Origin of the sequence: Sphingobacterium cellulitidis, from assembly GCF_043187465.1 — a bacterium.
GTDB lineage: Bacteria > Bacteroidota > Bacteroidia > Sphingobacteriales > Sphingobacteriaceae > Sphingobacterium > Sphingobacterium cellulitidis.
Genome location: NZ_CP171136.1, coordinates 3,144,416 through 3,169,907, shown reverse-complemented (window position 1 = coordinate 3,169,907; position 25,492 = coordinate 3,144,416). Strand labels below are relative to the sequence as shown.

The 25,492-nt window shown below is 38.0% G+C and carries 20 protein-coding genes and 2 tRNA genes; 11 read left to right on the top strand and 11 right to left on the bottom strand.

The genetic code is table 11. The features are described from left to right. Window positions 1-10: 10 nt before the first annotated feature. The 4 genes from ACF3OC_RS14020 to rlmF all read right to left on the bottom strand — a co-directional run bounded on the left by ACF3OC_RS14020 (window position 11) and on the right by rlmF (window position 6,953). Window positions 11-1,114: a discoidin domain-containing protein gene (locus ACF3OC_RS14020; RefSeq protein ID WP_094279975.1), complete on the bottom strand. Its 1,104-nt coding sequence runs from the start codon at window positions 1,112-1,114 to the stop codon at window positions 11-13. Between the two features lie 11 nt (window positions 1,115-1,125). Further along, the gene (locus tag ACF3OC_RS14015; protein ID WP_169715148.1) at window positions 1,126-2,631 is read right to left on the bottom strand and encodes a RagB/SusD family nutrient uptake outer membrane protein; all 1,506 of its coding nucleotides are present in this window, start codon (window positions 2,629-2,631) and stop codon (window positions 1,126-1,128) included. A gap of 6 nt (window positions 2,632-2,637) precedes the next feature. Next, window positions 2,638-5,601, bottom strand: coding sequence for a SusC/RagA family TonB-linked outer membrane protein (locus ACF3OC_RS14010; protein ID WP_094279976.1), 2,964 nt, complete (start codon window positions 5,599-5,601; stop codon window positions 2,638-2,640). A 467-nt stretch (window positions 5,602-6,068) separates the two neighbouring features. After that, a complete protein-coding gene (gene rlmF / locus ACF3OC_RS14005; RefSeq protein ID WP_182499552.1) occupies window positions 6,069-6,953 on the bottom strand; it encodes a 23S rRNA (adenine(1618)-N(6))-methyltransferase RlmF in 885 nt (294 codons plus the stop codon). Between the two features lie 40 nt (window positions 6,954-6,993). Here rlmF and ACF3OC_RS14000 point away from each other — a divergent pair, with 40 nt between their 5' ends. The 3 genes from ACF3OC_RS14000 to ACF3OC_RS13990 all read left to right on the top strand — a co-directional run bounded on the left by ACF3OC_RS14000 (window position 6,994) and on the right by ACF3OC_RS13990 (window position 9,189). Then, window positions 6,994-8,592 (top strand): Na+/H+ antiporter, encoded by a 1,599-nt coding sequence (locus ACF3OC_RS14000; protein WP_094256018.1) that lies wholly within the window; start codon window positions 6,994-6,996, stop codon window positions 8,590-8,592. A gap of 228 nt (window positions 8,593-8,820) precedes the next feature. Beyond that, window positions 8,821-9,036, top strand: a complete 216-nt coding sequence (locus ACF3OC_RS13995; RefSeq protein ID WP_277711415.1) for a hypothetical protein — start codon at window positions 8,821-8,823, stop codon at window positions 9,034-9,036. Between the two features lie 9 nt (window positions 9,037-9,045). Beyond that, on the top strand, window positions 9,046-9,189 hold the full coding sequence (locus ACF3OC_RS13990; RefSeq protein ID WP_277711414.1) for a hypothetical protein: 144 nt from the start codon (window positions 9,046-9,048) through the stop codon (window positions 9,187-9,189). A gap of 17 nt (window positions 9,190-9,206) precedes the next feature. Here the strand turns inward: ACF3OC_RS13990 and ACF3OC_RS13985 are convergent, their stop codons facing one another. Both ACF3OC_RS13985 and purL read right to left on the bottom strand, forming a co-directional pair. Continuing rightward, complete coding sequence (locus ACF3OC_RS13985) at window positions 9,207-10,067, bottom strand: aminoglycoside 6-adenylyltransferase (protein WP_277711413.1); 861 nt, start codon at window positions 10,065-10,067, stop codon at window positions 9,207-9,209. A gap of 85 nt (window positions 10,068-10,152) precedes the next feature. Then, on the bottom strand, window positions 10,153-13,827 hold the full coding sequence (gene purL / locus ACF3OC_RS13980) for a phosphoribosylformylglycinamidine synthase (protein WP_392469502.1): 3,675 nt from the start codon (window positions 13,825-13,827) through the stop codon (window positions 10,153-10,155). A gap of 170 nt (window positions 13,828-13,997) precedes the next feature. Between purL and ACF3OC_RS13975 the strand changes: the two genes are divergently transcribed. From ACF3OC_RS13975 to ACF3OC_RS13965, 3 genes are read left to right on the top strand one after another with little or no spacing between them, the layout of a single operon-like run. Continuing rightward, on the top strand, window positions 13,998-14,945 hold the full coding sequence (locus ACF3OC_RS13975; RefSeq protein ID WP_094256014.1) for a YbbR-like domain-containing protein: 948 nt from the start codon (window positions 13,998-14,000) through the stop codon (window positions 14,943-14,945). Between the two features lies 1 nt (window position 14,946). Further along, the gene (gene coaE / locus ACF3OC_RS13970) at window positions 14,947-15,543 is read left to right on the top strand and encodes a dephospho-CoA kinase (RefSeq protein WP_277711411.1); all 597 of its coding nucleotides are present in this window, start codon (window positions 14,947-14,949) and stop codon (window positions 15,541-15,543) included. After that, window positions 15,543-16,511 carry an exonuclease gene (locus tag ACF3OC_RS13965; RefSeq protein WP_392469500.1) on the top strand — a complete coding sequence of 323 codons (969 nt, stop codon included), beginning with the start codon at window positions 15,543-15,545 and terminating at the stop codon, window positions 16,509-16,511. The genes coaE and ACF3OC_RS13965 overlap by 1 nt, the downstream gene beginning before the upstream one ends. Window positions 16,512-17,107: 596 nt before the next feature. Here ACF3OC_RS13965 and ACF3OC_RS13960 read toward each other — a convergent pair. Together ACF3OC_RS13960 and ACF3OC_RS13955 are read right to left on the bottom strand one after the other, a co-directional pair. After that, window positions 17,108-17,180, bottom strand: a tRNA-Phe gene (locus ACF3OC_RS13960). A gap of 40 nt (window positions 17,181-17,220) precedes the next feature. Continuing rightward, window positions 17,221-17,296, bottom strand: a tRNA-Phe gene (locus ACF3OC_RS13955). Window positions 17,297-17,482: 186 nt separating this feature from the next. Here ACF3OC_RS13955 and mnmA point away from each other — a divergent pair. Beyond that, window positions 17,483-18,583, top strand: coding sequence for a tRNA 2-thiouridine(34) synthase MnmA (gene mnmA / locus ACF3OC_RS13950; protein ID WP_277711409.1), 1,101 nt, complete (start codon window positions 17,483-17,485; stop codon window positions 18,581-18,583). A gap of 74 nt (window positions 18,584-18,657) precedes the next feature. Here mnmA and gap read toward each other — a convergent pair whose 3' ends face one another. The 3 genes from gap to pfkA are packed head-to-tail and all read right to left on the bottom strand — an operon-like array spanning window position 18,658 to window position 21,498. Then, the gene (gap, locus tag ACF3OC_RS13945) at window positions 18,658-19,656 is read right to left on the bottom strand and encodes a type I glyceraldehyde-3-phosphate dehydrogenase (RefSeq protein WP_094256010.1); all 999 of its coding nucleotides are present in this window, start codon (window positions 19,654-19,656) and stop codon (window positions 18,658-18,660) included. Window positions 19,657-19,661: 5 nt separating this feature from the next. After that, window positions 19,662-20,510 carry a hypothetical protein gene (locus ACF3OC_RS13940; protein ID WP_094256009.1) on the bottom strand — a complete coding sequence of 283 codons (849 nt, stop codon included), beginning with the start codon at window positions 20,508-20,510 and terminating at the stop codon, window positions 19,662-19,664. 4 nt (window positions 20,511-20,514) lie between these two features. Further along, window positions 20,515-21,498, bottom strand: coding sequence for a 6-phosphofructokinase (pfkA, locus tag ACF3OC_RS13935; protein WP_094256008.1), 984 nt, complete (start codon window positions 21,496-21,498; stop codon window positions 20,515-20,517). A gap of 141 nt (window positions 21,499-21,639) precedes the next feature. Here pfkA and ACF3OC_RS13930 point away from each other — a divergent pair, with 141 nt between their 5' ends. The 4 genes from ACF3OC_RS13930 (at window position 21,640) to ACF3OC_RS13915 (ending at window position 25,473) form a co-directional block, all read left to right on the top strand. Beyond that, window positions 21,640-22,302 carry an NUDIX domain-containing protein gene (locus ACF3OC_RS13930; RefSeq protein ID WP_094256007.1) on the top strand — a complete coding sequence of 221 codons (663 nt, stop codon included), beginning with the start codon at window positions 21,640-21,642 and terminating at the stop codon, window positions 22,300-22,302. Between the two features lie 153 nt (window positions 22,303-22,455). Continuing rightward, entirely contained in the window at window positions 22,456-23,061 is a 606-nt protein-coding gene (locus tag ACF3OC_RS13925) for a TetR/AcrR family transcriptional regulator (RefSeq protein ID WP_392469498.1), read from the top strand. Between the two features lies 1 nt (window position 23,062). After that, on the top strand, window positions 23,063-24,400 hold the full coding sequence (locus tag ACF3OC_RS13920) for a TolC family protein (protein WP_094256005.1): 1,338 nt from the start codon (window positions 23,063-23,065) through the stop codon (window positions 24,398-24,400). 14 nt (window positions 24,401-24,414) lie between these two features. Continuing rightward, complete coding sequence (locus tag ACF3OC_RS13915; RefSeq protein WP_094256004.1) at window positions 24,415-25,473, top strand: efflux RND transporter periplasmic adaptor subunit; 1,059 nt, start codon at window positions 24,415-24,417, stop codon at window positions 25,471-25,473. Window positions 25,474-25,492 lie beyond the last annotated feature (19 nt).

The window sequence follows — 25,492 nt, the reverse complement described above, 5'->3', positions numbered from 1 at the left end:
GGTCCATTAATTAGTTTACAGTTCCTTTGTTCACACTCCAATCTGCAAGTTGGAAATCTCCTCCAGAGCGATTCTTCTGAACATTCAGCCTATAGAATTTATATGCTGTGGTATTGTTGATCCAGAATACGCGTTGTTGGAATCTAGAAGTAAATTCTTCACCAGACTTAGAGTCTAAAGTTACCCAGTTACTACCATCTTGAGATGCTTGTAGGGTCCAGTCCATAGGGTCACGATTTGGAATATCATTCGCTGAGGTTAGGGTATAGGCATTTGCCGCAGTAGCTTCATTCAATTCTACCTGCATCCAAACCCCACCGAAGCTATTCAGGAAGAATTTTGTTTCTCTGTTGCCATCAAATACATATTTGGAGGCTTCAACAGCGTCCGGACCGCCACCGGTTTCGCGGGATACCGAGAATTTACCACCTACAGTTACAAATAAGTTTGGTGGAGGTGGAATATATGTCAATCGCGTTACGAAGTCATTAAACCCAAATACGTGGTTTGAGGAAATGACATGAATCATTCCGTTCTTTGCCTCGATATTAATGGATGCTGTAGTTGCAGTAACCCAGTTTCTGGTAAATTGACTGTTTTTTGTGTCTGAATACTCAATTACTTTAGGGCCTCCATCTTCAAAGCCTGAAGACGTTGCTGTTTTTAATTTAGCATTCATCACTCTTTTGTATTTATAATCCTGTAATTGGATTCCATCTTTTAATTTCATGGAATCTGCGGGAAATAGCCCTTTGATAATATATTGAGCCATCATGGTATCTAAATGCTTTAGATCCACATTAGCTAGATATTCCAGAGGTTTATCAGATTCTTTACGCGTATTATTCAGGTTTTCAATGGCTAATTGAAAACTTTGATTAGTAGGGGCAAAGAAGGTGATTTTATCATTGCCACTTAGGACCGTGTTCATTTTGGTACGGTTTAATACCTGTAATAATGAGTCAAATACACCAGGTTTACTTTGAAGATACTCCAATACAGTACCATCATATGTAACCTTTTTTACGACTTCATTATAATACCCTTTATCTTTGGCGCATCCGCTAACCAAAATCAAAGAGAGTACACTAAAAAATAAATGTTTGACTTTCATGGTTATACGGTTTATTTCCAATATTCATTTTGGGTTAATAATTTGTTCTGGGATAGGACATCATTAGACAATGGCCAATAAATTCCTTTCTCTCGGATAAGTTTGCTGAGGTCAGAATTATCATTCAAGATTTTATATTGTCGGACCATATCATACCATCGATGACCTTCACCCATTAATTCGCGGTTTCTTTCCTGGAAGATTGCATCGATCAATTCTCCATTTCTAGCCGCGGAATAATTATTCAATCCTCTTCTTTCGCGAATCGTATTTAGAAGCTCGATTGCTCCGGCTTGTTCACCAATTACCGCTAATGCTTCAGCACGAAGAAGGTACATGTCTTCTAATCGAGTGATGATAGTCGCACTTCCATAAAACCTGAAGGTAGGATCTGTCGTTCCACCCATAATAACTTTGATCTTGCTGAAAATTGGATACTGTCCATTGAAATTTCTGAAATAAACTTCCGTTACTGCATTACCAAGGGTATCAGCAGAAAAGCGTTCGTCGGTAGATTCGTTGAAAATCGAAAGGATTTTGTCCTTTGTCATATACATATCCGGGATACTTTTGTTAACAACTGGTGCTGCTAAAGTAAGTTCCTCGATGTGTCCAGTAAATGAACCTTCCACATGATTGTAAATATGTCCAAATCCTAATAACTGATTAGAGTTCTTATCATTGAAGAAGCCATTTGGATTAGTAAGGTCAGCAGTAGAAAGTAAGGATAAGCTACCTTTTTGTTGGTTGTCGATTACGAATTTAGCGTAAGCTGCAGCATCTGGATAATTACTTTGCCAAGCAGCTACATGTGCAAGAATTGCATAAGCAGTTGTTTTACGGGCTAAAGCACCACGCCATCTGGCATTTGCTTCATTATAATAATTCCCTTGCTGTTGTTCATCACCAGCGCTATATACAAAAGGTAGATCTGCAGCAGCGGCGATCAATTCCTGTTCTACGAAAGCTAATACTTTACTTTGATCTTCACGAGGTTGATCGGTAAATGAGCCTTCTTTAGAAGAAACGATCAAAGGCACATCTCCCCAAAGTCTAACCATATAGAAATAAGCGAAAGCACGTAGGAAACGAGCTTGAGCCACATCGACCTGCATGTTATTATTGGTATAACGTTCATCTTGATCCTTTACTTCCTGAATACGCTCAAGGAAAATATTTGCAGAATTGATGATTGCATACCATCGTCTCCAGCTTTTCAAGTCGTTCATTGCACCGAAAGATGCATTCAGGTCATTTTTAGCAATAGATTTTAAATCTTGACGAATAGGAATAGTGAATTCACCAGAACGAACATCACCATACAACCAATGAGCGTTGTTATCATTGAGCGCTGCTTTGGTCAAGCCATAAATTCCCATCAAGGCACCTCTGGAATCCTCCAAAGAACGCCACATATTTTCTTCTGAAACCAATCGAGTAGAGTTGATATCCAGCATTTTTTTGCAGGACACAAAAACTTGACTCAATACGATTAAAATGATTAATATTCTTTTCATGATCGGTTACAGTTTAAGTTTAAATCCTAAAGCAAATGTTCTAGGGATTGGAAGTGAATAGCCTTGGTCATAACCCAAATAATTCACTAACTCCGGATCCCTACCTGAATATTTGCTTACAGTAAATAAATTGTTAGCAGATAAGTACACATATAAATCTCCATTCTTGCCTAAACTATTTCCTACGATATCCTTGAAGTTATATCCTAGCGTCACTGTTCTCAGTTTTAGGAAAGAGCCATCTTCCAGAAATAAGGATTGATTGGTTTGGAATGGAGTTACAGAAGACCATGGATTGTAAAGAGGGTAAAGGCTATAATCGCCTCTCTTTTCCCAATAAGTAATCTCCTTGATTGAATTAATACTGCTTGCATTTTCATTTTCGATGAAATTGAAGCGGTTTGACATTTCTTGATTTACGATTTTTCTACCTAGGCTAAAGTAGAAGTTTAAGTTCAAGTCAAAGTTCTTATAGGTAACCATGTTATTCCATGAACCACTTAGTTTAGGAAGGATATTCCCCTGAAGAACTTTATCTTCTTTAGTAATTTGATTATCAGCATTGGTGTCAGACCAGATTGGATCACCTGCTTTTAAGATGATTCCATTGTAGGTCATTTTCTGACCATTGGCTACTGGTACCTGATCATCAGTTTGGTACATGCCATTATTCTGATATAACCAGAAAGCATCTATTCTTTCACCAACTTTTAATAAGCGGTCATTGACTTCAACCTGATCAAGTCCGTTTGGCAAGGCTAATAATTTATTGTTGTTTACTCCTAATACGATTCCGGTGTTCCAAGAAACTTTGTCATTTTGCACAACATTTCCTGATGCCGAAAGATCGATTCCCATGTTGCGAACATCCATTCCAGCTTCATACTGATAGGCATAGCCGTAATCTTTTTTACCTGGAAGCATGATCAATTGATCCTTGGTGTCCCGAACATAGGCATCCAATGAAATCTGAATGTTACGTTTGTCAAAACCCAGGTCAAATCCTAAATTGATATTATCTGAGTAGGACCATGGTAAGTCATAACCTACCCAACCTACATTATAAGGACGAACAAGTGCTGCAATCGCATTATAGCCAGGAACGATTCTATTTCCGGTATAACCAATTTCAGCAGTGTAGCTAGGACCTTGTGAATAGTTGTCATATAGATTATAATGACCAATACGGCCAACGCTCGCACGGATATTCAACATGCTGATTGCATCGTTATCCTGAGCAAGATCATTTTTGGCATCCCAACCCAAGGCTAAAATCGGAGAGAAGAACCAACGCGTAGTTGGTTGCGCATTTGATGATCCATCATAGCGCATGGTCAAGGCTGCAGTATAAGATTTATTATAGGTATAAGAAGCTTTTCCATAGAAATTAACCATGTTATGCTTAGTTCTATCCAAGAATTTATACACAAGTTGTCTAGGGAAAGCGGTTGGATTCAGGTAATTTCCATTATTTGGATCTGATTCCAATAGATTCAATTTGATAAAATCATTAACTCCCTTGTAAGCATAAGCATAATTGTATTTATAAGTATCCCAGATCAAAGAGTTTCCAACTTCAAAATAGAAGTAATTGACATCGTTTTCAATATCGTAAGACAATTTATTATCTACCAATAATCGTTGGTTGTATCCATAATAATTGGAAGCGAAATTGCTGTTTTCCAAAATTGTACTAGGGTAGAAGAGGTCACGATAGCCTTCATTATAGTCGACTCCGAATTTACTACTCAACTTAATTGGTCCAGCATTGATTTGAAAACGGAAAAATCCTTCAAGAATATTGTTGAAGTTCTTATCGAAACTCTTATCGAACTCTTCTAAGTAAAGGTCATAGACTTCCTTGTTTGGGGCTAAAGGAGCGCCTAAGTCAGGAAGGTAACCCATCATGGCAAATCGATTTCGTAAGTTTCTATTTCTATCGCGATTGACCCGTGAAGCATTGAAAAGGGTTTCAAAATTCAACCATTTAAATGGTCTTAAATTCAGGAAGAACCGCGCATTGTATTTATCCATCTTGGTATCGTCCGCTACACCTGAGGTTTTTACATTTCCAAGTGAGAACTGGAAAGTTGCTCTTGGCTGACCTCCTGATATATTGGCATTGACACCATGGTTTAACCCATTGGAGTAATAGCTGTCGGACCAGTTTGAAGGACCGTAATAATCATTATTTAAGGAGTCACTTAAATAAATTGGATACACATCATCCTGATTAAACTTTCCATTACTGGTATATAGATCATAGAATTGTTTTCTGAAGGCATTTTCATAGGCACCATTGATGGTAGTTACCGTAGGACGTTGAGACATTCCTATGTAACTATTAACGGTTATCCGTTTATTGCCATCGCCGGCTGCTTTTCTGGAGGTGATTTCAATCACCCCATTTGCTGCCAAAGGGCCGTAGGTTGCAACAGCCGAAAGGTCTTTCAAGACCTTAATACTTTCGATATTGTCGATATCAAAATTGGCAAGGAGGTTATTCTCGGTCCCAATTCTTTCGACATCATAGTTTTGGACATCAAAAGCAAATGGGTGTTCTCCGATCAAAGGGATTCCATCCAAAACAACCAAAGGTTGTGAATTGTAAATATCCCTATTGGTAAGGATAGGTTTACTAATTCCCCGAACAAACATTTGAATGTTAGATCCGGGTTCACCGTTTGATTCGGAGACATAAACCCCAGGTAATTCACCTTTAATATACTGCTGTAAACTATTGGCAGTGATTAAAGACGTGGTTTTCATGTTTCTAATGTTGTTGAATTTGGGTAGGTCCAATTCATAAAGTGGCTTTAATAATGCCAAGGTATCCAAGGGTGGAACCGAATCAGTTTCGGTCGTATCCTGGAGCGATAGGTTGGCAAAATCAACGTTATGACAATGTGCATGCCCCACAGACATAGACATAAAAATCAATAACGATTTAAACTTCCATAATACACTCATATTCGCAGTGCGGTTTATAGGTTAGTAAATAGTAGATACTTTTTTAAATCTGAATCCAATAGCTTTCGCTAGAATTCAAATAAAAAATACTGGATGAAATGTAGTAGTTCGCGCTTTCCCTTAGCGGGTTACATAAATTGGTCGCAATTTTTTTCTTCTCATAATTATTTGTTTAGGGTAATTGATTTCTAAAACAACACTGGTTAGATGTGTTTAGTTTGGGTAAACAGAAAAAAAATAATCCTTAACTAGCCGGAAAATAAATTGCTGGAATTAAAAGTTGTAAAAAGCTTCATAATGTGTCTGTTAGTAAACGTTTATATTAATGGTGTAGACTAATTTATAAATAAAAAACGTTTTAGCAAATTTTTTTAAAAAAAATAGCAATTTCTCTCCATATCTGCTTTAACGTTAAAGTAGACATAGAAAAATGTAACATTTAAAAAGTTTTGTTGTTTAGTATTGCCTTATTTGTTTAGTCGCCACGACAAGATTCTGTTAATCTTATTACCCTGATGCATTTGGGTAACTTTGATATCTTCAATCTTATGGTACTCTAAAATTGCCTTTAATGGTTTTAAATTGTCTTTATTAGAAACAAGAACAGAACAAAGTCCGATTTGATCTCTTAGTTCAATACTTTCATAGATCATGTTACTAATAAATTTCTTTTCACCACCCGGAAACCAAAGCTCGTTGGAAAGGCCTTGAAAGTTGGTCTTTGTACTTTCTCCTTCTTGATGAAGTTTTTGGTTTTTCTTTATTACCGTTTGTCTATAGTCATCCCGAGATTTGTAGAATGGGGGATTACATAGAATGGCATCGAAATATTCATTGGGTTGAATAATTCCTTTTAAGGTCTGTTCAGGGTTTTCCTGAGTTCTTAACTTAATACCCTTTTTTAGATAAGGGTTGTCATTTAAGATTTTATGCGCGTGTTGGATGGATTGGATATGGGTATCCGAAGCCACAAAGTTCCAATGATACTCTAGAAAACCAAGAATAGGATAAATGATACTGGAGCCAGTTCCCACATCAAGAACCTTGATGTCTTTTGGATTTTTTGGCTGGATCAGGTCTGCTAAATAATTAATATAGTTTAATCTTCCTGGAATGGAAGGTACCAGACTACCTGGTAATAGATCCCAATTTTTAATTTTAAACTCTGATTCTAACAGCGCTTTATTTAATAAGAACACGGATTCTGTATCCCGGAAGTCCAGAGATTGACGGCCGTCAGGTAATACGACAAGATGTTTCTTCAATGGGTGTACATGTTTGATCAATTTCTTGAAGTCATATTCCTGATTGAACTTATTGCGCGGGTGTAGATTTTTTGAGATTTTTTCCATTATTTTTACAGTACACAAAGATATCTATTAATTAGCAAATATGATCGAATCCAACATATTATTGGTCATGATTCTATTCTTTTTCATGTCCATGTTATTTGTCGTTTCCCAGCGTTTTAAGATTTCATACCCTATCTTGCTGGTAATCGGTGGGTTAGCGATATCATTAATTCCGGGTTTACCCGTGTTTAGTATTAACCCCGATGTTGTCTTTTTGGTTTTCTTGCCGCCATTATTATTTGAAGCGGCTTGGTATACCTCCTGGAATAGCTTCTGGAGAAATCGGCGGTCTATTTTAACGATGGGCTTCGGGTTAGTTTTTGTTACATCCATTGCCATCGCTTATCTATCAGTCAATTTAATACCAGGATTTACTCTAGCCTTAGGCTTTCTGTTAGGCGGAATTATTTCACCTCCAGATGCTGTGGCAGCAACCTCTGTATTAAAAGGTGTGAATATGCCAAAACGTGGAATCACCCTTTTAGAAGGAGAAAGCTTGGTTAATGACGCGGCATCCCTAACGGTTTTCCGAATGGCATTGGCGGTAATCATGACGGGAGCTTTTACCATGCAAGAGGCGGTGATTGGATTTTTCACCTTGGCAATAATGGGGGTCTTTGTTGGTCTTGTCATCGCAAACATCCTGTTTTTTTTCTTGAAATACATAGCGAAAGCATCTAGTATCACAACGCCAATTACGCTGATTGCTCCTTATATAATGTATATCGTGGCAGAGCATTTTGAATGGTCCGGTGTTTTGGCAGTAGTGTCCGGAGGATTATTTCTCTCCTATAGATCCAAAGATTACATGGACTATAATACCAGAATCCAAACTCGTGAGGTTTGGGAGACAGTAGGTTTCCTCTTAAATGGCTTCGTTTTTATCCTCATCGGATTGGAACTGCCAATTATTATTGATGGTATCGAAAGCGTATCGACTTCTTGGGCTATTGAAATTGCTTTGATTATTACCTTGGTAATCATCGTGATTCGGATTGCCTTTATATATATCGTCAATTATCTTCCAAGATTATTTCCAAGAGTCCGTAAGAAAGAACCTTCCCCAGGTTGGAAAATGCCTCTGATTTTAGGATGGGCCGGCATGCGTGGGGTAGTATCCTTGGCCTCTGCACTAGCTATTCCAATCTATGTTTCTAGTGGACAGCATTTCCCGCATCGTAACCTGATTCTATTTATCACCTTTGTGGTCATATTAATAACCTTGGTCGTGCAGGGTTTGAGCTTACCATGGCTGATAAAATTGGTGAACTTGGATGGTAAGTCGTCTGAAATTCCTGAAGAAGCTCAGGTGGAAGCCATCAGATACCGTTTGGTTAATGAGGAAATGAAATTGCTGAAAACAAAATATGCGAAGGAACTGGAAGAGAGTAATACGGTAAAGGCTATTAATCTATCTTTAAAACGTAGTCTTGAATCTACTGCTACCAATCTAAGCAGTGAATCCAAAATCAAGATCGCTAATGAAAAAGGATTGTATAAACAGGTTATGCAAGACCTAATCAATGTGCGTAGAGATGTAATCTATACCTTGGTGAGTGAGAAGAATTATGATGAGTCTATTTTGAGGGGATTGGAGCATAATCTTGACTTGGAGGAGTCGAGGTTGAATCGTCGCTAGTGCGGCCAGGATTGGAGGATTAGAGGAGAGACCAAGATTATTTTTTGAAACTTTTCTTGAAAATGTGAGTGGGAAAACGTGATCGGATAATGGAACGGGGTGTTTTTTGGGCTATACTTGAAAACGAGAGCGGGAAAGCGTGATCGGATAATGGAACGGGTTTTTTAAGGGGTATAGTTGAAATCATGAGCGGGAAATTTCATTATTTCTTTACAAAATGTAAAGATTATGAAAAGGTTAGGGGTTTATGCATTAGTTATTATTTTGATGATTGCATGTAGGGAGAAAAGGCACACAGTTTATATGTCTGGGGATGAGTTTTTGGAGAAGGTATTTCCTACTTATTCTCCGATTGGGGTTGAATTCTCGAAGGTGGTAGATGCGGTTGTCGAATTTGATACGGCGAGGTATGTTCTTGATAGTGATTTAGTTTTTAAATTCTAAAATAAACCATTGTTTACTGCTGATAAGAACAAAGCATTGATCAATACGTATTACCATTGCGGAAATATGTGTGGTCAAGGAGTTGTTTACTACCTTGAAATGAAAGATGGTAAATGGAAGGTTACAGGTTATGATTATTCCTATGAAACTTAGTGAAATTGGGTTTTAGGCTATTCTTTTTGATAACTATGGAAAAATTGTTTTGTTGAATTGGCTTTTCCTTGATCATAGGAGTATCCTAGGTTTTTGGAAACTTCTCTAGCCATCTTGTCAAATAGATCGATCATTTTGCTGCAGGCTGTCCAATTTTCTTGAATATCAGAGCCTGCGAATGTTTGCTCCAATTCTTGCCATTCTTCTGGACTGAGATACTTCTTGAATAATCGCCCGTATTTATTGGTCGTTACTTTCCATTGATTTTTGCTCGCTATGTACCATTCGATCATAGGGATAAAATACTCTACGCGAATGATTTTTTCCTGCATGAATTTGAGATAAAATAGGTCTTCACGAATCAGGCATTTAGGAAGATAGGTCACATCCCAGAAAAAATCTGCAACTAGCTTCTGAAATTCTTCTTCAGTTGGTTTTTTTATGATGCTAACTTGATGAGATGCTGGTTGTAGGCTTTTACAAAGCCCATCCTTGTCAATCAGGATCTCATAGCCAATATCCCAATCCTCAGGTAATTCAGTTGCTGAAACTTCAGATTTAAATTGGTCTTTGCTGTAAATTTTAAAATCAATTTTTACCCCATCCCAATACTGCACCATCTTCATAGCATGTTTTCCTTCAAAGACTTCAATTCCTTCTTCGTAAATATTCAATGGATCTCCAAAGAGATTTATCCAATCCTTGGATTCTAAATAGGGTATGGAATCGTTGAAAACAAGTTCGATATCCAAGTCTGAGAAATCATCAATAGGAGCTAAGGGGTTGACCAAAGAGCTTGTCAACAAGGCTGTGCGGATATCAGCATTGTTTGTGATCCAGGCTTTAATGGCTTCTAATTTTTCATCTCTTGCTTTCATAGGTTTTTCTTCAGATTTTAAGTTAATAAAAAAATCCCAATGCTTATCGCATCGGGATTTTTCTTAACTATTACGTTATTCCAACTTATTTGCTTTGGTTTTCAATCCACTTACGTACATTTACGAAAGCTTCAATCCAAGGAGAAACTTCGTCTGTGCGTCCGTCCGGATAGTTTGCCCAGTTCCATTGGAAAACTGAACGTTCAATATGTGGCATGGTAACTAAGTGACGACCAGTTTTGTCACTCATCATTGCCGTATTGAAATCTGATCCATTTGGATTGTGTGGATATTGATCGTAAGCATATTTCGCTACGATATTGTATTGATCTTCTTGTTGAGGCAAGTTGAATTTTCCTTCACCATGAGAAATCCATACTCCCAAAGTTGAACCTGCAAGGGTAGACAACATGATGGAATTGTTTTCTTGGATTTTTACAGATACGAAATTGGATTCGTGTTTCTGAGAAGTATTATGCAACATTTTACCATGTACTTCATGTTCAGGATTAATCAATTCCAATTCCATGAACAACTGACATCCATTACAGATACCTACTGAAAGGGTATCAGGACGTTTGAAGAAGTTTTCAAGCGCAGTTTTTGCTTTTTCGTTATATAGGAAAGCTCCTGCCCAACCTTTTGCAGAACCTAACACGTCTGAGTTAGAGAAACCTCCCACAGCACCGATGAATTGAATGTCCTCCAATGTTTCACGACCTGAGATCAAGTCGGTCATATGGACATCTTTTACATCAAATCCTGCAAGGAACATGGCATTGGCCATTTCTCTTTCTGAGTTTGAACCTTTTTCACGAATGATTGCCGCCTTTGGACGTGCTTTGCTGCCGTCAATTACTGGTTTCTTACCATCAAATTGAGCAGGGAAATCAAATCTTAAAGGCTGATTCTTATAGTTTTTGAAACGCTCGTCTGCAGTTCCGTTTTTCGATTGCTTTTGGTCTAATAAATACGATGTTTTGAACCATGTATCTCTTGTTTCAGCAACATCGAAAGTGAATGTATCTGTATTGTTTTTGATGCTTACTGAAGAACCATTGATAGCTTTACCAATTTTGAATGCTTCAATACCTGCATCAGCAAATGCTTTCTCAAATGCAGCATCTTCTTTGGCTTGTAGCACCAATCCGATGTTTTCATTGAACAATGCTTTCACCGTATCAGCCTCATTCAGGCTAGAAAGATCGTATTCAGCAGCTAGATCAACATCTGCAAAACATAATTCCAATAAGGAAGTAACCAAACCTCCAGAACCAATATCGTGACCAGCAGCTATCTGACCATTATTGATCAATTCTTGAACCGCATTGAATGCTTTCTTGAAATACTCTGAATCTTGGATAGTAGGTACATCCGAACCGATTTTGTTTAAAATCTGAGCGAACGTAGAACCTCCAAGTTTGAAGTTATCTTGTGAAAGATTGATATAATAGATGGAACCAGCATTTTTCTTTAACACAGGCTCTACTACTTTATTGATATCTGTACAGTTACCACCAGCAGAAATAATCACTGTTCCTGGGGCAATTACATTTTCGCCATTCGGATATTTCTGTTTCATGGAAAGGGAATCCTTTCCAGTAGGGATATTGATACCTAATTCAATAGCAAAATCAGAACATCCTTTTACGGCTTGGTACAATCGAGCATCTTCGCCTTCGTTGTTACAAGCCCACATCCAGTTTGCCGAAAGGGATACACCTTTCAAGCCATTGTAGATAGGAGCGAAGACAAGGTTGGAAAGTGCCTCTCCGATTGCGTTTCTAGATCCAGCAACCGGGTCAACCAATGCAGTCAATGGAGCGTGTCCAACTGTGGTTGCAATACCTTCTTTAGATTTGTAATCCAAAGCCATTACTCCAACATTGTTTAATGGCAATTGCAATGGACCAGTACATTGTTGTTTTGCAACACGACCACCAACACAACGGTCAACTTTATTGGTTAACCAATCTTTTGAAGCTACAGATTCAAGTTGTAATACTTGGTTCAGGTAATTAGGAACCTCGTTAACATTATATTCAAGGTCAGCATATTTGCGCTGAACCTGACTGTCGTTCATGATTGTTTTTGGAGAAGAACCAAAGAAATCCTCTAAGGCATAATCCATTGGTTTTTCACCTGTTTTCTTAGATTCGAAAGTGAAGCGATGATCCGCTGTTACATCACCAACAGTGTACATCGGCGAACGCTCGCGGTCAGCAACTGTTTTCAATTTTTCGATATCTTCTTCTGCAATCACCAAGCCCATACGTTCTTGGGATTCATTACCAATAATTTCTTTAGCAGATAAGGTAGGATCTCCCACTGGAAGTTTATCCAAGTCGATCAAACCACCTGAATTTTCCACTAGTTCTGAAAGGCAATTTAAGTGTCCACCAGCACCATGGTCATGGATAGAAACGATAGGGTTTAAATCGCTTTCAACAAATGCACGAATAGCGTTAGCTGCACGTTTTTGCATTTCAGGGTTGGAACGTTGAATCGCATTCAATTCGATACCTGAGCCAAATGCACCGGTATCTGCTGAGGATACTGCAGCACCACCCATACCAATACGGTAGTTTTCACCACCTAGGATAACAATTTTATCTCCTGCAGCTGGTTCATGTTTTTTAGCTTGACTTAACTTGCCATAACCAATACCACCTGCTTGCATGATTACCTTGTCATAACCTAATTTACGACCTTCTTCTTCATGCTCGAAAGTAAGTACAGAACCCGTAATCAAAGGTTGACCAAACTTGTTTCCAAAATCAGAAGCCCCGTTAGAAGCTTTGATCAGGATATCCATTGGCGTTTGGTATAACCAAGGTCTTTCTTCCATTCCTTTTTCCCAAGGGCGGTCATCCAACAAGCGTGAATAAGCTGTCATATAGATTGCTGTACCAGCAAGAGGGAGAGCACCTTGACCACCAGCAAGACGGTCACGGATTTCACCTCCAGAACCTGTAGCAGCGCCAGAGAATGGCTCTACTGTAGTAGGGAAGTTGTGGGTCTCAGCTTTTAAGGAAATAACAGAGTCGAAATCTTTCTCCTCATAAAAGTCCGGTTTATCTGCTGTTTTAGGAGCAAACTGCGTTACTTTAGGTCCTTTTATAAAAGCAACGTTATCCTTATATGCAGAGACAATATCATTAGGATTTGTCTCGGATGTTTTCTTGATTAATTTGAAAAGGGAGGTAGGTTGTTCCTCACCATCAATAACAAAGGTACCATTGAAAATCTTGTGACGACAGTGTTCCGAGTTTGCTTGTGAGAAAGCGAATACCTCTGAATCTGTTAGTTTGCGACCAATCTTTTCAGCTAGTTTATTCAAATAATCTACTTCCTCTGGTCTCAATGCTAATCCTTCGGATTTATTGTAAGCCTCGATATCATCAATTTCCAAGATTGGCTCTGGACTGATGTTAATAGTAAACATATCCTGAGTCAGCGCGCTGAATTTTTGGGAAATCATAGGGTCGAAATCCTTGAAATCAGCATCTACTTTTTGGAACTCTTCAATCCGGATAATACCGGTAATACCCATGTTTTGGGTAATCTCGACAGCGTTTGTGCTCCATGGAGTTACCATTGCAGCCCTAGGGCCTACATAGTAGTCATTTAGCGTTTGTTCGTCGAGTTTTTTAGAGTTGCCGAAAAGCCAGTTTAGTTTGAAAATATCTTCAGTAGATAAATCATTTTGGGTTTGAACAGCATAAACTGTGTTCAATGGGTTCACGAAGAAATGAATCATTATTAAAGTGAATTTGAACGTCCTTCAATTATTCTGCAAAGTTACGGAATATTTAAATAATAAAATGGCTTAAACCGGCATCTTTTTAAGAAGTAAGTCGGTTTTTTAGCTCAATTGCTCATGCTATCGTCAAAATGTGATTTTTGCTTACAAAATATTACATTTGTAGAATGGCTTTGAGGCGAATAAACAAAGTTCAACGTCGGAAACTATCAATATTTCTACGTTGTATCATCATTTCATTTTTAGCTTGGACCTTGTTTGCAATATCCAGTGATTATACCTTCACCAAGAAGGCCAGCATGAGCTATGTGAATTTGCCTGAAAATAAAGCTTTTCACCCCTTGCAATCCGATACGGTTTCGGTCAAAATAAAGATGTCAGGCTGGAAGGTGTTCATGGAACGCCTGCATCCCGATACGGCCAAAATACAAGTGGATCTTTCTGGTTTGAAGTCTCGCAATTTTATTGTTTTTGGAAACCAAATCGGATTTATCAACCGACAGTTTCCCAGCGACAAACAAGTAGTTGCGGTTTCACCAGATACCCTTTATTTCGATTTTTCTAAACAAACCCAACGTAAAGTGCCAGTCAAAGCCGTAGAGCACCTTACTTTCCAAAGGCAGTATGGGGTAATCGGAGCAACTCGCACAAATCCGGAGTATGTGACCATTACAGGACCTTTGGAAGATGTGGCAAGTATTGAGTTTCTCGAAACAGATACCATTAAAGGCAAGGATGTGAATACCGATGTGCGGACCGTAGCTTATTTAAATAAACAGCAACGGACAAATATTACAATCTATCCGACTTTTGCGGAGGTAATCGTGCCGGTAGGGGAAATAACAGAGAAAATTATTGAGCTACCTATCAAGGTTGAGAATAGTAAAGGTTATACCTCAGTACGGGTATTGCCAAGTAAGGTGAAAGCTACGATTTTGCTTGCTGTAAAGGATTTTAACAAATATACTTCCAGGGATTTTGAAGCAGTGGTTGATTTGGACGCTTGGAAGGAACATAAGGTTTCGAGTCTACCGGTTATTATTACCAAGATGCCTGACTATGTGAAGGTCTTGAACATAGAGCCTCAAAATGTGGACTTTTTTGTAAGAAGATAACATGGGTTTAAAAATAGGGATTACCGGAGGAATAGGCGTTGGCAAAAGCGTTGTTACTAAAATCTTTAAGGTTTTGGGGATTCCCACTTATGATGCCGACAAGGAAGCCAAGGATATCATGGTGAAAAGTGATGCAGTTCGGGCATCCTTGATTTCAACCTTTGGCTCGGAAGTGTATCATGAAGATGGTAGCTTGAATCGGGAATGGCTTGGAAAACGTGTTTTTTCTGATGCTGAAGAATTAAAGAAATTAAATGCCATAGTTCATCCGGCAGTAATCAAGGATGGCGAAGATTGGGCAGCGGCTCAAACCTCTGCATACAGTGTGAAAGAAGCAGCTCTGCTTTTTGAAAGTGGCTCTTATAAGGCTTTGGATTTTACCATTTTGGTTAGTTCTCCTTTAGCAATCCGCATAGAGCGGGTGATGAAGCGAGATCAGGTCGATCAAGAGGAAGTTCAAAGAAGGATAAACAAGCAGATGCCTGAGGAAGAGAAAGAAAAACTATGTGATTTTATTATCTATAATGATGATAGCCATAGTTTGATAGAACAGGTCATGGAACTGCACGCGAAATTTATCGCTCCAAAGAATAAGTAATGCAAATTATTGAAGATTTTTTAGTGAAGAGGGATAAGGGCTATTATTGTCCTTATGGTGATTTCTATATTGACCCATTATATCCAGTTAAACATGCTGTGGTGTCACATGCTCATGGAGACCATGCATCTCCGGGACATAAAAATATCTTTTGTACAGCGGGAACTGCTGCAATCATGCAGTTGCGATATCCTAAGCAACCTATAGAATCCTATCAGAAGAAGGATTTTTCGGAGTTTTTCCAAATAAATGGGGTTGATATTTATTTTATCCCTGCGGGACATATTTTGGGTAGTGCGCAGATCTTGATGATCTATAAAGGGGTGAGGTATCTTTATACAGGAGATTATAAGTTACAAGAAGATTCGACTTGTGAGCCGATAAAATTTGTGGAAGCCGAGGTTTTGATTACGGAAACCACGTTCGCCAATCCAAATACCAAACATCCGGATCCTATTGCTGAAATCATGAAGTTGGATGTAAAAAGCAATATTTTATTGGGATGCTATGCCTTGGGAAAAGCACAAAGGATTACAGCATTATTAAATCAGCACCTTCCTGAGAAAGAAGTTTTACTTCATTATCAAATCATGCCGATTCATCGGATATATGATCAGTTTATTGATTTTCCAATGAAATATGATTTGTATAACAGGAAATCAATGAAGGAAGCGGGGGATAACAAGGTTTATTTGGTACCACCATTGACTTTTAACAGTTACCGGAGGGCTAAAAATGTGTTGAAGGTATTCGCGTCGGGATGGGAACGCCTGCAAGCGCAGAATGATATTAGTTTATATCTATCTGACCATGTTGATTGGGGAGATATATTATTTTTTATTGAAAAGGTAAAGCCGAAGGCGATTTGGACCTTACATGGAGATGGGCGAGCATTGCATGCACATTTCGCGGAAGAAATAGCGATTCGGGATATACATAGTCAAACATTTATTCCAGATTATTGTTGATAGGGATGATAATCAATATGGAGTAAACGTATGAATAAATTTTTTAGAGCATTAATTGCGGGCTGGGGTGCTAAGAAAATGGGCCTTGGTTGCTTTGGTACAATAGTCGTATTTATCATTATTTATTACTTACTGGGATATTTGTAGGAATAAATTTGGGATTGCGATTAAAGATAAAAATATGGCTAGATGCGGAATATCTAGCCATTTTTTCTGTTTAACAATAGCCAGGACGGCTTATATAAAGAAATTGTGTAGGGAACACTGAATTTCCACATTTATACACAGTTTGAAAAATCTGACACCGATTCGATTAATAGTTTTTGGCTTTTGGTTTCTCGAAATCCGATTGATAGAATTTCAATTTCTGCTAACCTAATATATTGAGTAAAAGTGATTTAAAGAATACCTAATAGAAGGTATTTTCAAATTTCTGAAATTTCGGGATATAACTTACTGATAATTAGGGTTATAATTTTAGCTAAAAAATGATTTTTAAGTATACTGAACAGATAGATTAAGGGATTGTAACAGTTTTTTGATAAATATTGATATTCAATAAAAAAAGCCTTCGCGATTTGCGAAGGCTTTTTTTGTGGTGCCAGCTGGATTCGAACCAGCGACACAAGGATTTTCAGTCCTTTGCTCTACCAACTGAGCTATGGCACCTTTACAAGATTTTGTTTTGAATCTGTTACTTGTCAGATTTTGGTGGTGCCAGCTGGATTCGAACCAGCGACACAAGGATTTTCAGTCCTTTGCTCTACCAACTGAGCTATGGCACCTTTATTTTGTAAGTCCGTTACCGAACTTGCGATGCAAATATACCGTCCTTTTTCGAATTCTAAAACTTTTGCTCTAATTATTTTCGTGGATTTATTCAAAGTCTTGATTTTGATTGAGATAAAATTACATCAAATAAACATTGTGAATGGGCAAATAACGGTATCTTTGCACTTCAATAAAATATTATGAGTAAAAAAGGAAGAGTTTTGGTGGCGATGAGCGGTGGAGTAGATAGCTCTGTTGCTGCAGTCATGCTGCACGAACAAGGATATGAGGTCATCGGGATTACGATGAAAACATGGGATTATGCTAGTTCCGGCGGCTCTTCAAAGGAAACAGGTTGTTGTAGCTTGGACAGTATCAATGATGCTCGAACATTGGCTGTAAACTATGGCTTCCCACATTATATCCTTGATATTCGTTCTGAATTTGGCGATTATGTAATCGACAATTTCGTGGATGAATATATTGCCGGAAGAACTCCTAATCCATGTGTATTGTGTAATACCCATATTAAATGGGAAGCATTGATGAAACGTGCTGATAAATTGGATTGTGAATTTATTGCAACGGGTCACTATGCAAATATCCGTATGCATGACAACGGTCGTTATGTGATTTCCAAAGGGAAAGACGAAAATAAGGATCAATCCTATGTGTTGTGGGGAGTTTCTCAGGAAAACTTAGCAAGAACCCAATTTCCATTGGGAAGTTTTACAAAAAAGGAAATCCGCCAGATGGCATTGGATATGGATCAAAAGGAATTAGCTAACAAATCGGAGAGCTATGAGATCTGTTTTGTTCCTGACAATGATTATCGTTCGTTCTTAAGGCACAAACGTCCTTTGTTGGATCAGGAGATAGGGCCAGGTAATTTTATTTTATCTGATGGCACCGTAGTAGGTCAGCATATCGGTTATCCGTATTTTACAATCGGACAACGCAGAGGCTTAGGAATTGCCCTAGGAAAACCTATGTTCGTTATTCAGATCCTTCCGGAATCAAATTCGGTCGTGTTAGGAGAGGAGCATGAGTTAGAGCGCAGCCAAGCATTTGTGAAGAATATCAATTTAGTGAAATACGCTTCGTTGGATGAGCCAATGGAAGCTATCACTAAGATTCGTTATAAGGACTCAGGAGCGATTTCTACTTTGACACAGCATGGTGATATCATGCAGGTGGATTTTGTTCATAATGTCAAAGGAATTGCACCTGGACAATCTGCAGTTTTCTACGAAGGTGATGATTTGATCGGTGGTGGTTTCTTAATGAAAGAAGAGAAATAGAATTTTAATTCTTAAACCATAAAAAAAATGCGATGTGAACTTCACATCGCATTTTTTATTTTATCAGTGGTCAATTATGATAATTTACCAACTTCTTGAGCTAGATCGATAATTTTGTTAGAGTATCCCCACTCATTATCGTACCATGAAATAACTTTCACAAAGTTATCATTCAATGAGATACCAGCTTTAGCGTCGAAGATAGAAGTACGAGCATCACCTAAGAAATCTGTAGAAACTACATCATCTTCAGTATATCCTAGGATACCTTTCAATTCACCTTCAGAAGCATCTTTCATTGCTTTTTTGATTTCTTCGTAAGAAGCACCTTTTTCTAGGCGTACAGTTAAATCAACTACAGAAACGTCAGCTGTAGGAACGCGTAAAGACATACCAGTTAATTTACCTTTCAATTCAGGTAACACTAAACCAACAGCTTTAGCAGCACCAGTAGAAGAAGGGATGATGTTTTGGTAAGCACCGCGTCCACCTCTCCAGTCTTTCACTGAAGGACCATCAACTGTTTTTTGAGTAGCTGTTACAGCATGTACTGTAGTCATTAATCCTTCAAGGATACCAAATTTATCATTTAATACCTTAGCGATAGGAGCTAAACAGTTAGTAGTACAAGAAGCGTTAGAAACGATGTTGTATTCTGGTTTTAAATCTTTATGGTTTACACCCATTACGAAAGTAGGGGTATCATCTTTCGCAGGAGCAGACATAATTACTTTTTTTGCACCAGCTTCGATGTGTTTTTGAGCTAATTCTTGAGTCAAGAAGAAACCAGTAGATTCGATTACTACTTCAGCACCAACTTCATTCCATTTAAGGTTTGCAGGGTCTTTTTCAGCAGTAACACGAATAGTTTTTCCATTTACGATTAAGTTTCCGTCTTTTACTTCAACTGTACCGTCAAATTGACCGTGCGTTGAATCATATTTCAACATATATGCTAAGTAATCTGGTTCAACTAAGTCGTTAATACCCACTACTTCGATATCACTGCGTTTTACAGCAGCTCTGAATGCTAAACGGCCAATACGGCCAAATCCGTTAATTCCAATTTTCATTTTTACTAATTTTTATTTATAAAATATTTTACAAGGTTTTGGACAGGCTCCCTAATGATGGTGCCGACAGCCAAATGATTTTCTTTGGCAATTTCTCGCAACCAGTCAGCGTAGTTGTTAGCTACCGAACCTGTGAAATTTAAGGTAGAGTCAGGATAAGTTTCCGAGAGAGGAACCAAATATGTTTTTACATAATTTTCAAGGCCTTTTTTGATAATCCCTTCCATATAAGGGTCCTCCTTATTTTCAAGGATAAAATCGGCAAAGGAAGTGAGAAAAATATTCGGGTTAGGGCTGTTATACGTTTTGTCTAGGATAAGCTTGCGATCGATATTATGTTTATGCAATAATTTTTCGCGGAAGCCTTGTGGCATGGATTCAGTTAGGAAGTCCTTAAGAATCTGCCGTGCCTGCCAGTTGGTGGAAGCTTCATCCGCCAAGATATAGCCTAAGCCATAGTTGTTCTCTACAATTTTTCTACCGTTATAGAAAGCGGCATTGGAGCCACTACCGATGATCCCAATAATTCCTTTTTCATTCCCGAAAGTTGAAATTGCAGAAGCCAGCATATCGTGGCTCACTTTTACTTTCGCGTTTTTAAAGAATTGTGTAAAGACCTTTTCGATTTTTTCTTGTCTCTCCTTAGAAGATGCGCCGGCACCGAAAAAATAAATCTTACGGATGCGTTCAGCGTTATTTATGAGTTGGGTATTCTTATTTAGTAGCTGGTAAATAAAGCGTTCGTCTTGAATGTAAGGGTTTATACCCATGGTACGGAATCCATGTAGGACTCTGCCTTTCTCAGCAAGTCGCCAATCGGCGTATCTTGATCCACTAAATATGACTGCAATCATAAGATTATATGTTCATTACTTCAGCAATAGTTATTAATTCTTCGTCCAGTTTGAATTCTTTGCCACGCAAAGCCTCTTCCAGCGTTGTACTAACCATTTTACTGCCACGGATTCCTACCGTTGCGCTTCTATTGCCTTTTATTAGTTCGTTGACTGCGAAGTATCCCATTCGGGTGGCAAGTACTCTATCAAAACTACTTGGGGATCCTCCACGTTGTAAATGTCCTAATATACTAACTTTTGTGTCATAAAAATCAAATTTTTCTTCGACACGTTTTGCAACATTATAGGCTCCACCGTTTTTATCGCCTTCAGCAATAATCACGATCATGGATGTTTTATTACGGTCTTTCGCAACCTCCAACATCTCGATCAATTCATCGATTGCCGTTTCTTTTTCAGGCAACATGATGGCTTCAGCACCTCCAGCTACACCTGCATTCAATGCGATACAACCTGAGTCACGCCCCATTACTTCAACGAAAAATAAACGGTTATGTGATGCCGCAGTGTCTTTGATTTTATCAATGGCATCAATAACAGTATTATTTGCGGTATCAAATCCTAGTGTATAATCCGTTCCGTAAAGGTCATTGTCAATAGTTCCTGGGATACACATGACAGGGATATCGTATTCTTGTGAGAATACTTCGGCACCAGTAAATGTACCATCACCACCAATCGCAACTAAAGCATCAATTCCTGCTTTTCTAATATTTTCGTACGCTTTTTTGCGGCCTTCAGGAGTTCTGAATTCCGGACAACGCGCTGATTTTAATACGGTTCCTCCTTTTTGAAGAATCGAACTTACGGAACGACTCACCATTTCAGTAAAATCCCCCTCGATCATTCCTTCATATCCCCTAAAAATACCAGTTACTTTTAGGTCGTTAAATAGCGCTGTTCGAACTACTGCGCGAATGGCAGCATTCATGCCTGGGGCATCGCCCCCTGATGTATAAACGCCAATCCTTCGTATATTGTTCATTAGGTCTTTCTTATTTTTTAGAAATACGAATATAATGTGTATTTCTTACACTATTAAATTTTTTTGGTAATTTGTTTGTGTAATTGTTATTATTGTTGAGGTTTTCAGGAAACAATTGATCAATATTAATAAATTTAGATTTTGCAAACATATTTTACTATAGATTGTGTCATTCTGACATTTGATGAGGGACAGTTGAAAGTTTTGTTGGCTGAACGAAATGAATACCCTTACAAGGACTGGTGGGCTCTTCCGGGCTATTTTGTGAATAAATACGAAGAAATGGCCGATGCTGTGGCTCGTATCTTATTCGAAATGACTGGACTAAAGGATATCTATATGGATCAGTTGGCAGCTTTCGCAGGCGTCAAACGACATCCCGAAGGAAGGATCTTGACTGTCGCTTATATGGCTTTGGTTCAAATGGAAGAGGTCAAAAATAAAATTAGTTCTGGTAGTACCTATATGAGGCAATTGAAATGGTTTCCTGTAACAGAACTTCCCGACTTAGCCTTCGACCACAAGGAAATCATTGAGTTAAGTTTGGACCGTTTGAAGAAAACTGTCAGCTACTCGACCACTCCATACGAATTATTACCAGCCAAATTTACACTAACCCAATTGCAACAAGTTTATGAGGCTCTTCTTAATAAGCAATTAGATAAAAGAAACTTTAGAAAAAAAATCAATAATCTTGGCTATCTCAAGGAACTGAATGAATTTCAAAAAGGAGTATCTTATCGTGCTGCAAAACTCTATTCATTCGATAAAAAGAAATTCCACAAAATCTTTAGTCAAGACTAAAAAACAACTTTCTTAAAATATTGTCTAAACGTTATCCTTTTGTTAAAAGAGTGTTAATCATCACTTTTTTGACAAAGGGATGATATTATTTATTTTCTATTTTATACTTTTGAACAATTTTTAGAAAAAGTCAAAAATAAAAAAGGTATAAAAATGGAGAATCGTAAGGATCAAATCATTGATGCAGCGCTAAAACGCTTCTCTCTTTTTGGTTTTCATAAAACCACAATGAATGAGATCGCCGATGATATGCGAATTACTAAAGCAAATCTATATTACTACTATCCGGATAAGTCAACTCTTATTCTAGATGTATTAATAAAGATTGCAAATGACGTGTATGCAGGGGAGAAAGATATCGTAGAATCGTATTCTGGAGATTTAATGAAGACGATGATGGATGTGCTGGATTATAGAGCTACTTATACACGTAAATATTATGTTTTACATATCTGCGAAAATTTAGATTGGATTAAAGGTCTGGATCTAAATGAGGTTATGGAAGAGTTTCAACAGCGTGAGGTCACCTTGATTAAAAAATTATTCCAAAAATCATTGGATAGTGGTGAATTGATCATGGATGATATTGAAGGCTGTGCACAGACTCTGGTTGAAATTCAAAAAGGTCTTGGCATCATTCATACTATTTCGGATGTCATTACTGGAATTCCAAATGAATCGAACGTAGATAAGATAGTTGAAAGTCAAAAAAGAGCACTTAAATTAATTTTCGAAGCACGTATAGCTAGTAATAAATAGAATGAATAGAACTAAACTTATGGCCCTAATGATAGCAGGGATGTTATCGGGTTCATTGTTACATGCACAAGAAACCTTGACCTTGCAGGAAGCGGTAAAATTTGCATTGCAAAATAAAGCGGAAGCCAAGAAGGCAAAGCTGGAAATAGAAAATTCTGAGTATTTAATTGATGAGGTTCGGGCAGGAGCTCTTCCTCAGGTTAATGGTTCAGCTTCATTGACCTACAATGCACTAATTCAAAAAAGCGCATTGGATGGGGCTTTGATGGGGAGACCAGGTGAAACAATCATGGTGGCATTCGGACAACCTTGGCAAGCAAACGCAGTCGTGCAAGTGAGTCAACAGCTTTTTAATCAATCTTTATTTACTGGATTAAAAGCGGCAAGATCTACTCGTGATTTTTATCTGATCAACGCTGAGTTGAGTGATGAACAATTGATTGAGAGAGTTGCCAATGCATACTATGAAGTTTATCAATCAGATATGCAGTTGAATACGATTAATAACAACTTGGAAAATACCAACAAAACCAGAGATGTTTTGAAAGGTATGGTTGATGCAGGTTTGATGAGAAAAATTGACCTAGATCGTACCGAAGTTGCTATCAACAATTTATTAGCACAAAAGCAACAGATTGTAAATGCTCAGGAGCTAAGAGAAAATGCACTGAAGTTCGCGATTGGGATGAAGATCACGGATGATATTGTTCTTCCAAAAGAGACCTTTGATATCAATGGTGAGTTTATCAGTGAAGAATTCAATGTCGATAATCGTACTGAAGTAAAATTGGTTGAAAAGCAAATCGAATTACTAGAACTGAATAAAAAATCAATGGTTGCTGCTTATTATCCAAGCTTGTCATTGACCGGTAACTTAGGTTATTTGGGCTTTGGACAGCAGTTCCCAATTTTCAATAATTCAGCTAGTTTTGCGCCATACTCAGCAATTGGCTTAAACCTTTCTATTCCAATCTTTAATGGAGGATCTACGAAAGCAAAGATCAACCAAGCAAATGTTGATATTTTGAAAGCTAAGGTAGATTTGGAGGACAACAAACTTGGATTGAACCTAGCAGCTGAAAACGCTAAAGCTCAAATTAAAAATAGCTTGTTGACAGTGGATAACAACCGTCGTAACGTAGAAATGGCGAAGGAAGTTATGGAAAACACCCAAAACAACTATAGAAATGGGCTAGCGACTTTAACAGAATTGTTGGATTCTGAGAATGCCTATGCAGATGCTCAAAACAACTTGAATACCTCATTATTAAATTATAAAGTTGCAGAGATCCAAGTGATCAAAGCAAATGGAAAATTAAAAACATTAGTAAACGAATAATATAACCACACATAATGAAACGTACATTAATTACCCTAATTGTTATCATTGCTGCAGGAGCAGGTATATACCTTATCCTTCAAAAGAACAAAGCAAAGAATGATGCAGATACGGCTGCGGTAGCTGAAAAAAATGCGGCAGTAGCAGTGCGTATCGACACAGCTGAGAATAGCAATATGAGCTTAGAATACTTAGCGAATGGGACTTTTATGCCAAAACAAGAAGTAACGGTAGCTGCTGAAACTGGTGGTCGTGTAGTTCGTGTGATGGTTGATGAAGGTTCTAGAGTATCAGCAGGTCAGACATTAGCAATCGTTGAAGGCGATAAATTGAATGTCAATGTTGCGAATGCTCAAGCGGCATACGATAATGCGCAAGCCAATCTTATGCGTTTTGAAAATGCACTTTCAACAGGAGGTGTTACTCAACAACAAGTTGATCAAGCACGCCTTCAATTTGAAAGTTCAAAAAACAACTTGAAAAGCGCAAAATTAAACGCAGGTGATGTTACTATTAAAACATCAGTTTCTGGTATTGTAAATTCCCGTAAAATTGAACCAGGTGCTTATGTAAGCCCAGGTACTCCCGCATTTGATATCGTCAATGTAAGCACTTTAAAATTAAGAGTTAATGTGGACGAAAAGAACGTCGCAACATTACGCGTAGGACAAGCTGTTCAAGTAAGAGTGAGTGTTTATGCGGATAAAGAATTTTCAGGAAAAATTACTTTCATCGCTCCTAAATCAGACGGAAGCTTGAACTTCCCTGTAGAAATCGAAATTGCGAATAACCCGAACAACGAATTGCGTGCTGGTATGTACGGTACTGCTGTATTTGGTGCTAGCGGTAGTTCAAGCGTATTGGTTGTTCCTAGAACAGCATTCGTAGGTAGTATTTCTGATAACAAAGTATTCGTATTGAAAAACGGAAAAGCTGTAGAATCAACAGTGGTAGCGGGTAGAAGTTTTGGTGATAATATTGAGGTTCTTAGTGGTTTGCAAGCTGGCGACCAGGTAATTATCTCTGGTCAAATCAACTTGTACAACAATTCACCTGTTGAAGTTATTAAATAATTTGTGCTAAGAACGAACT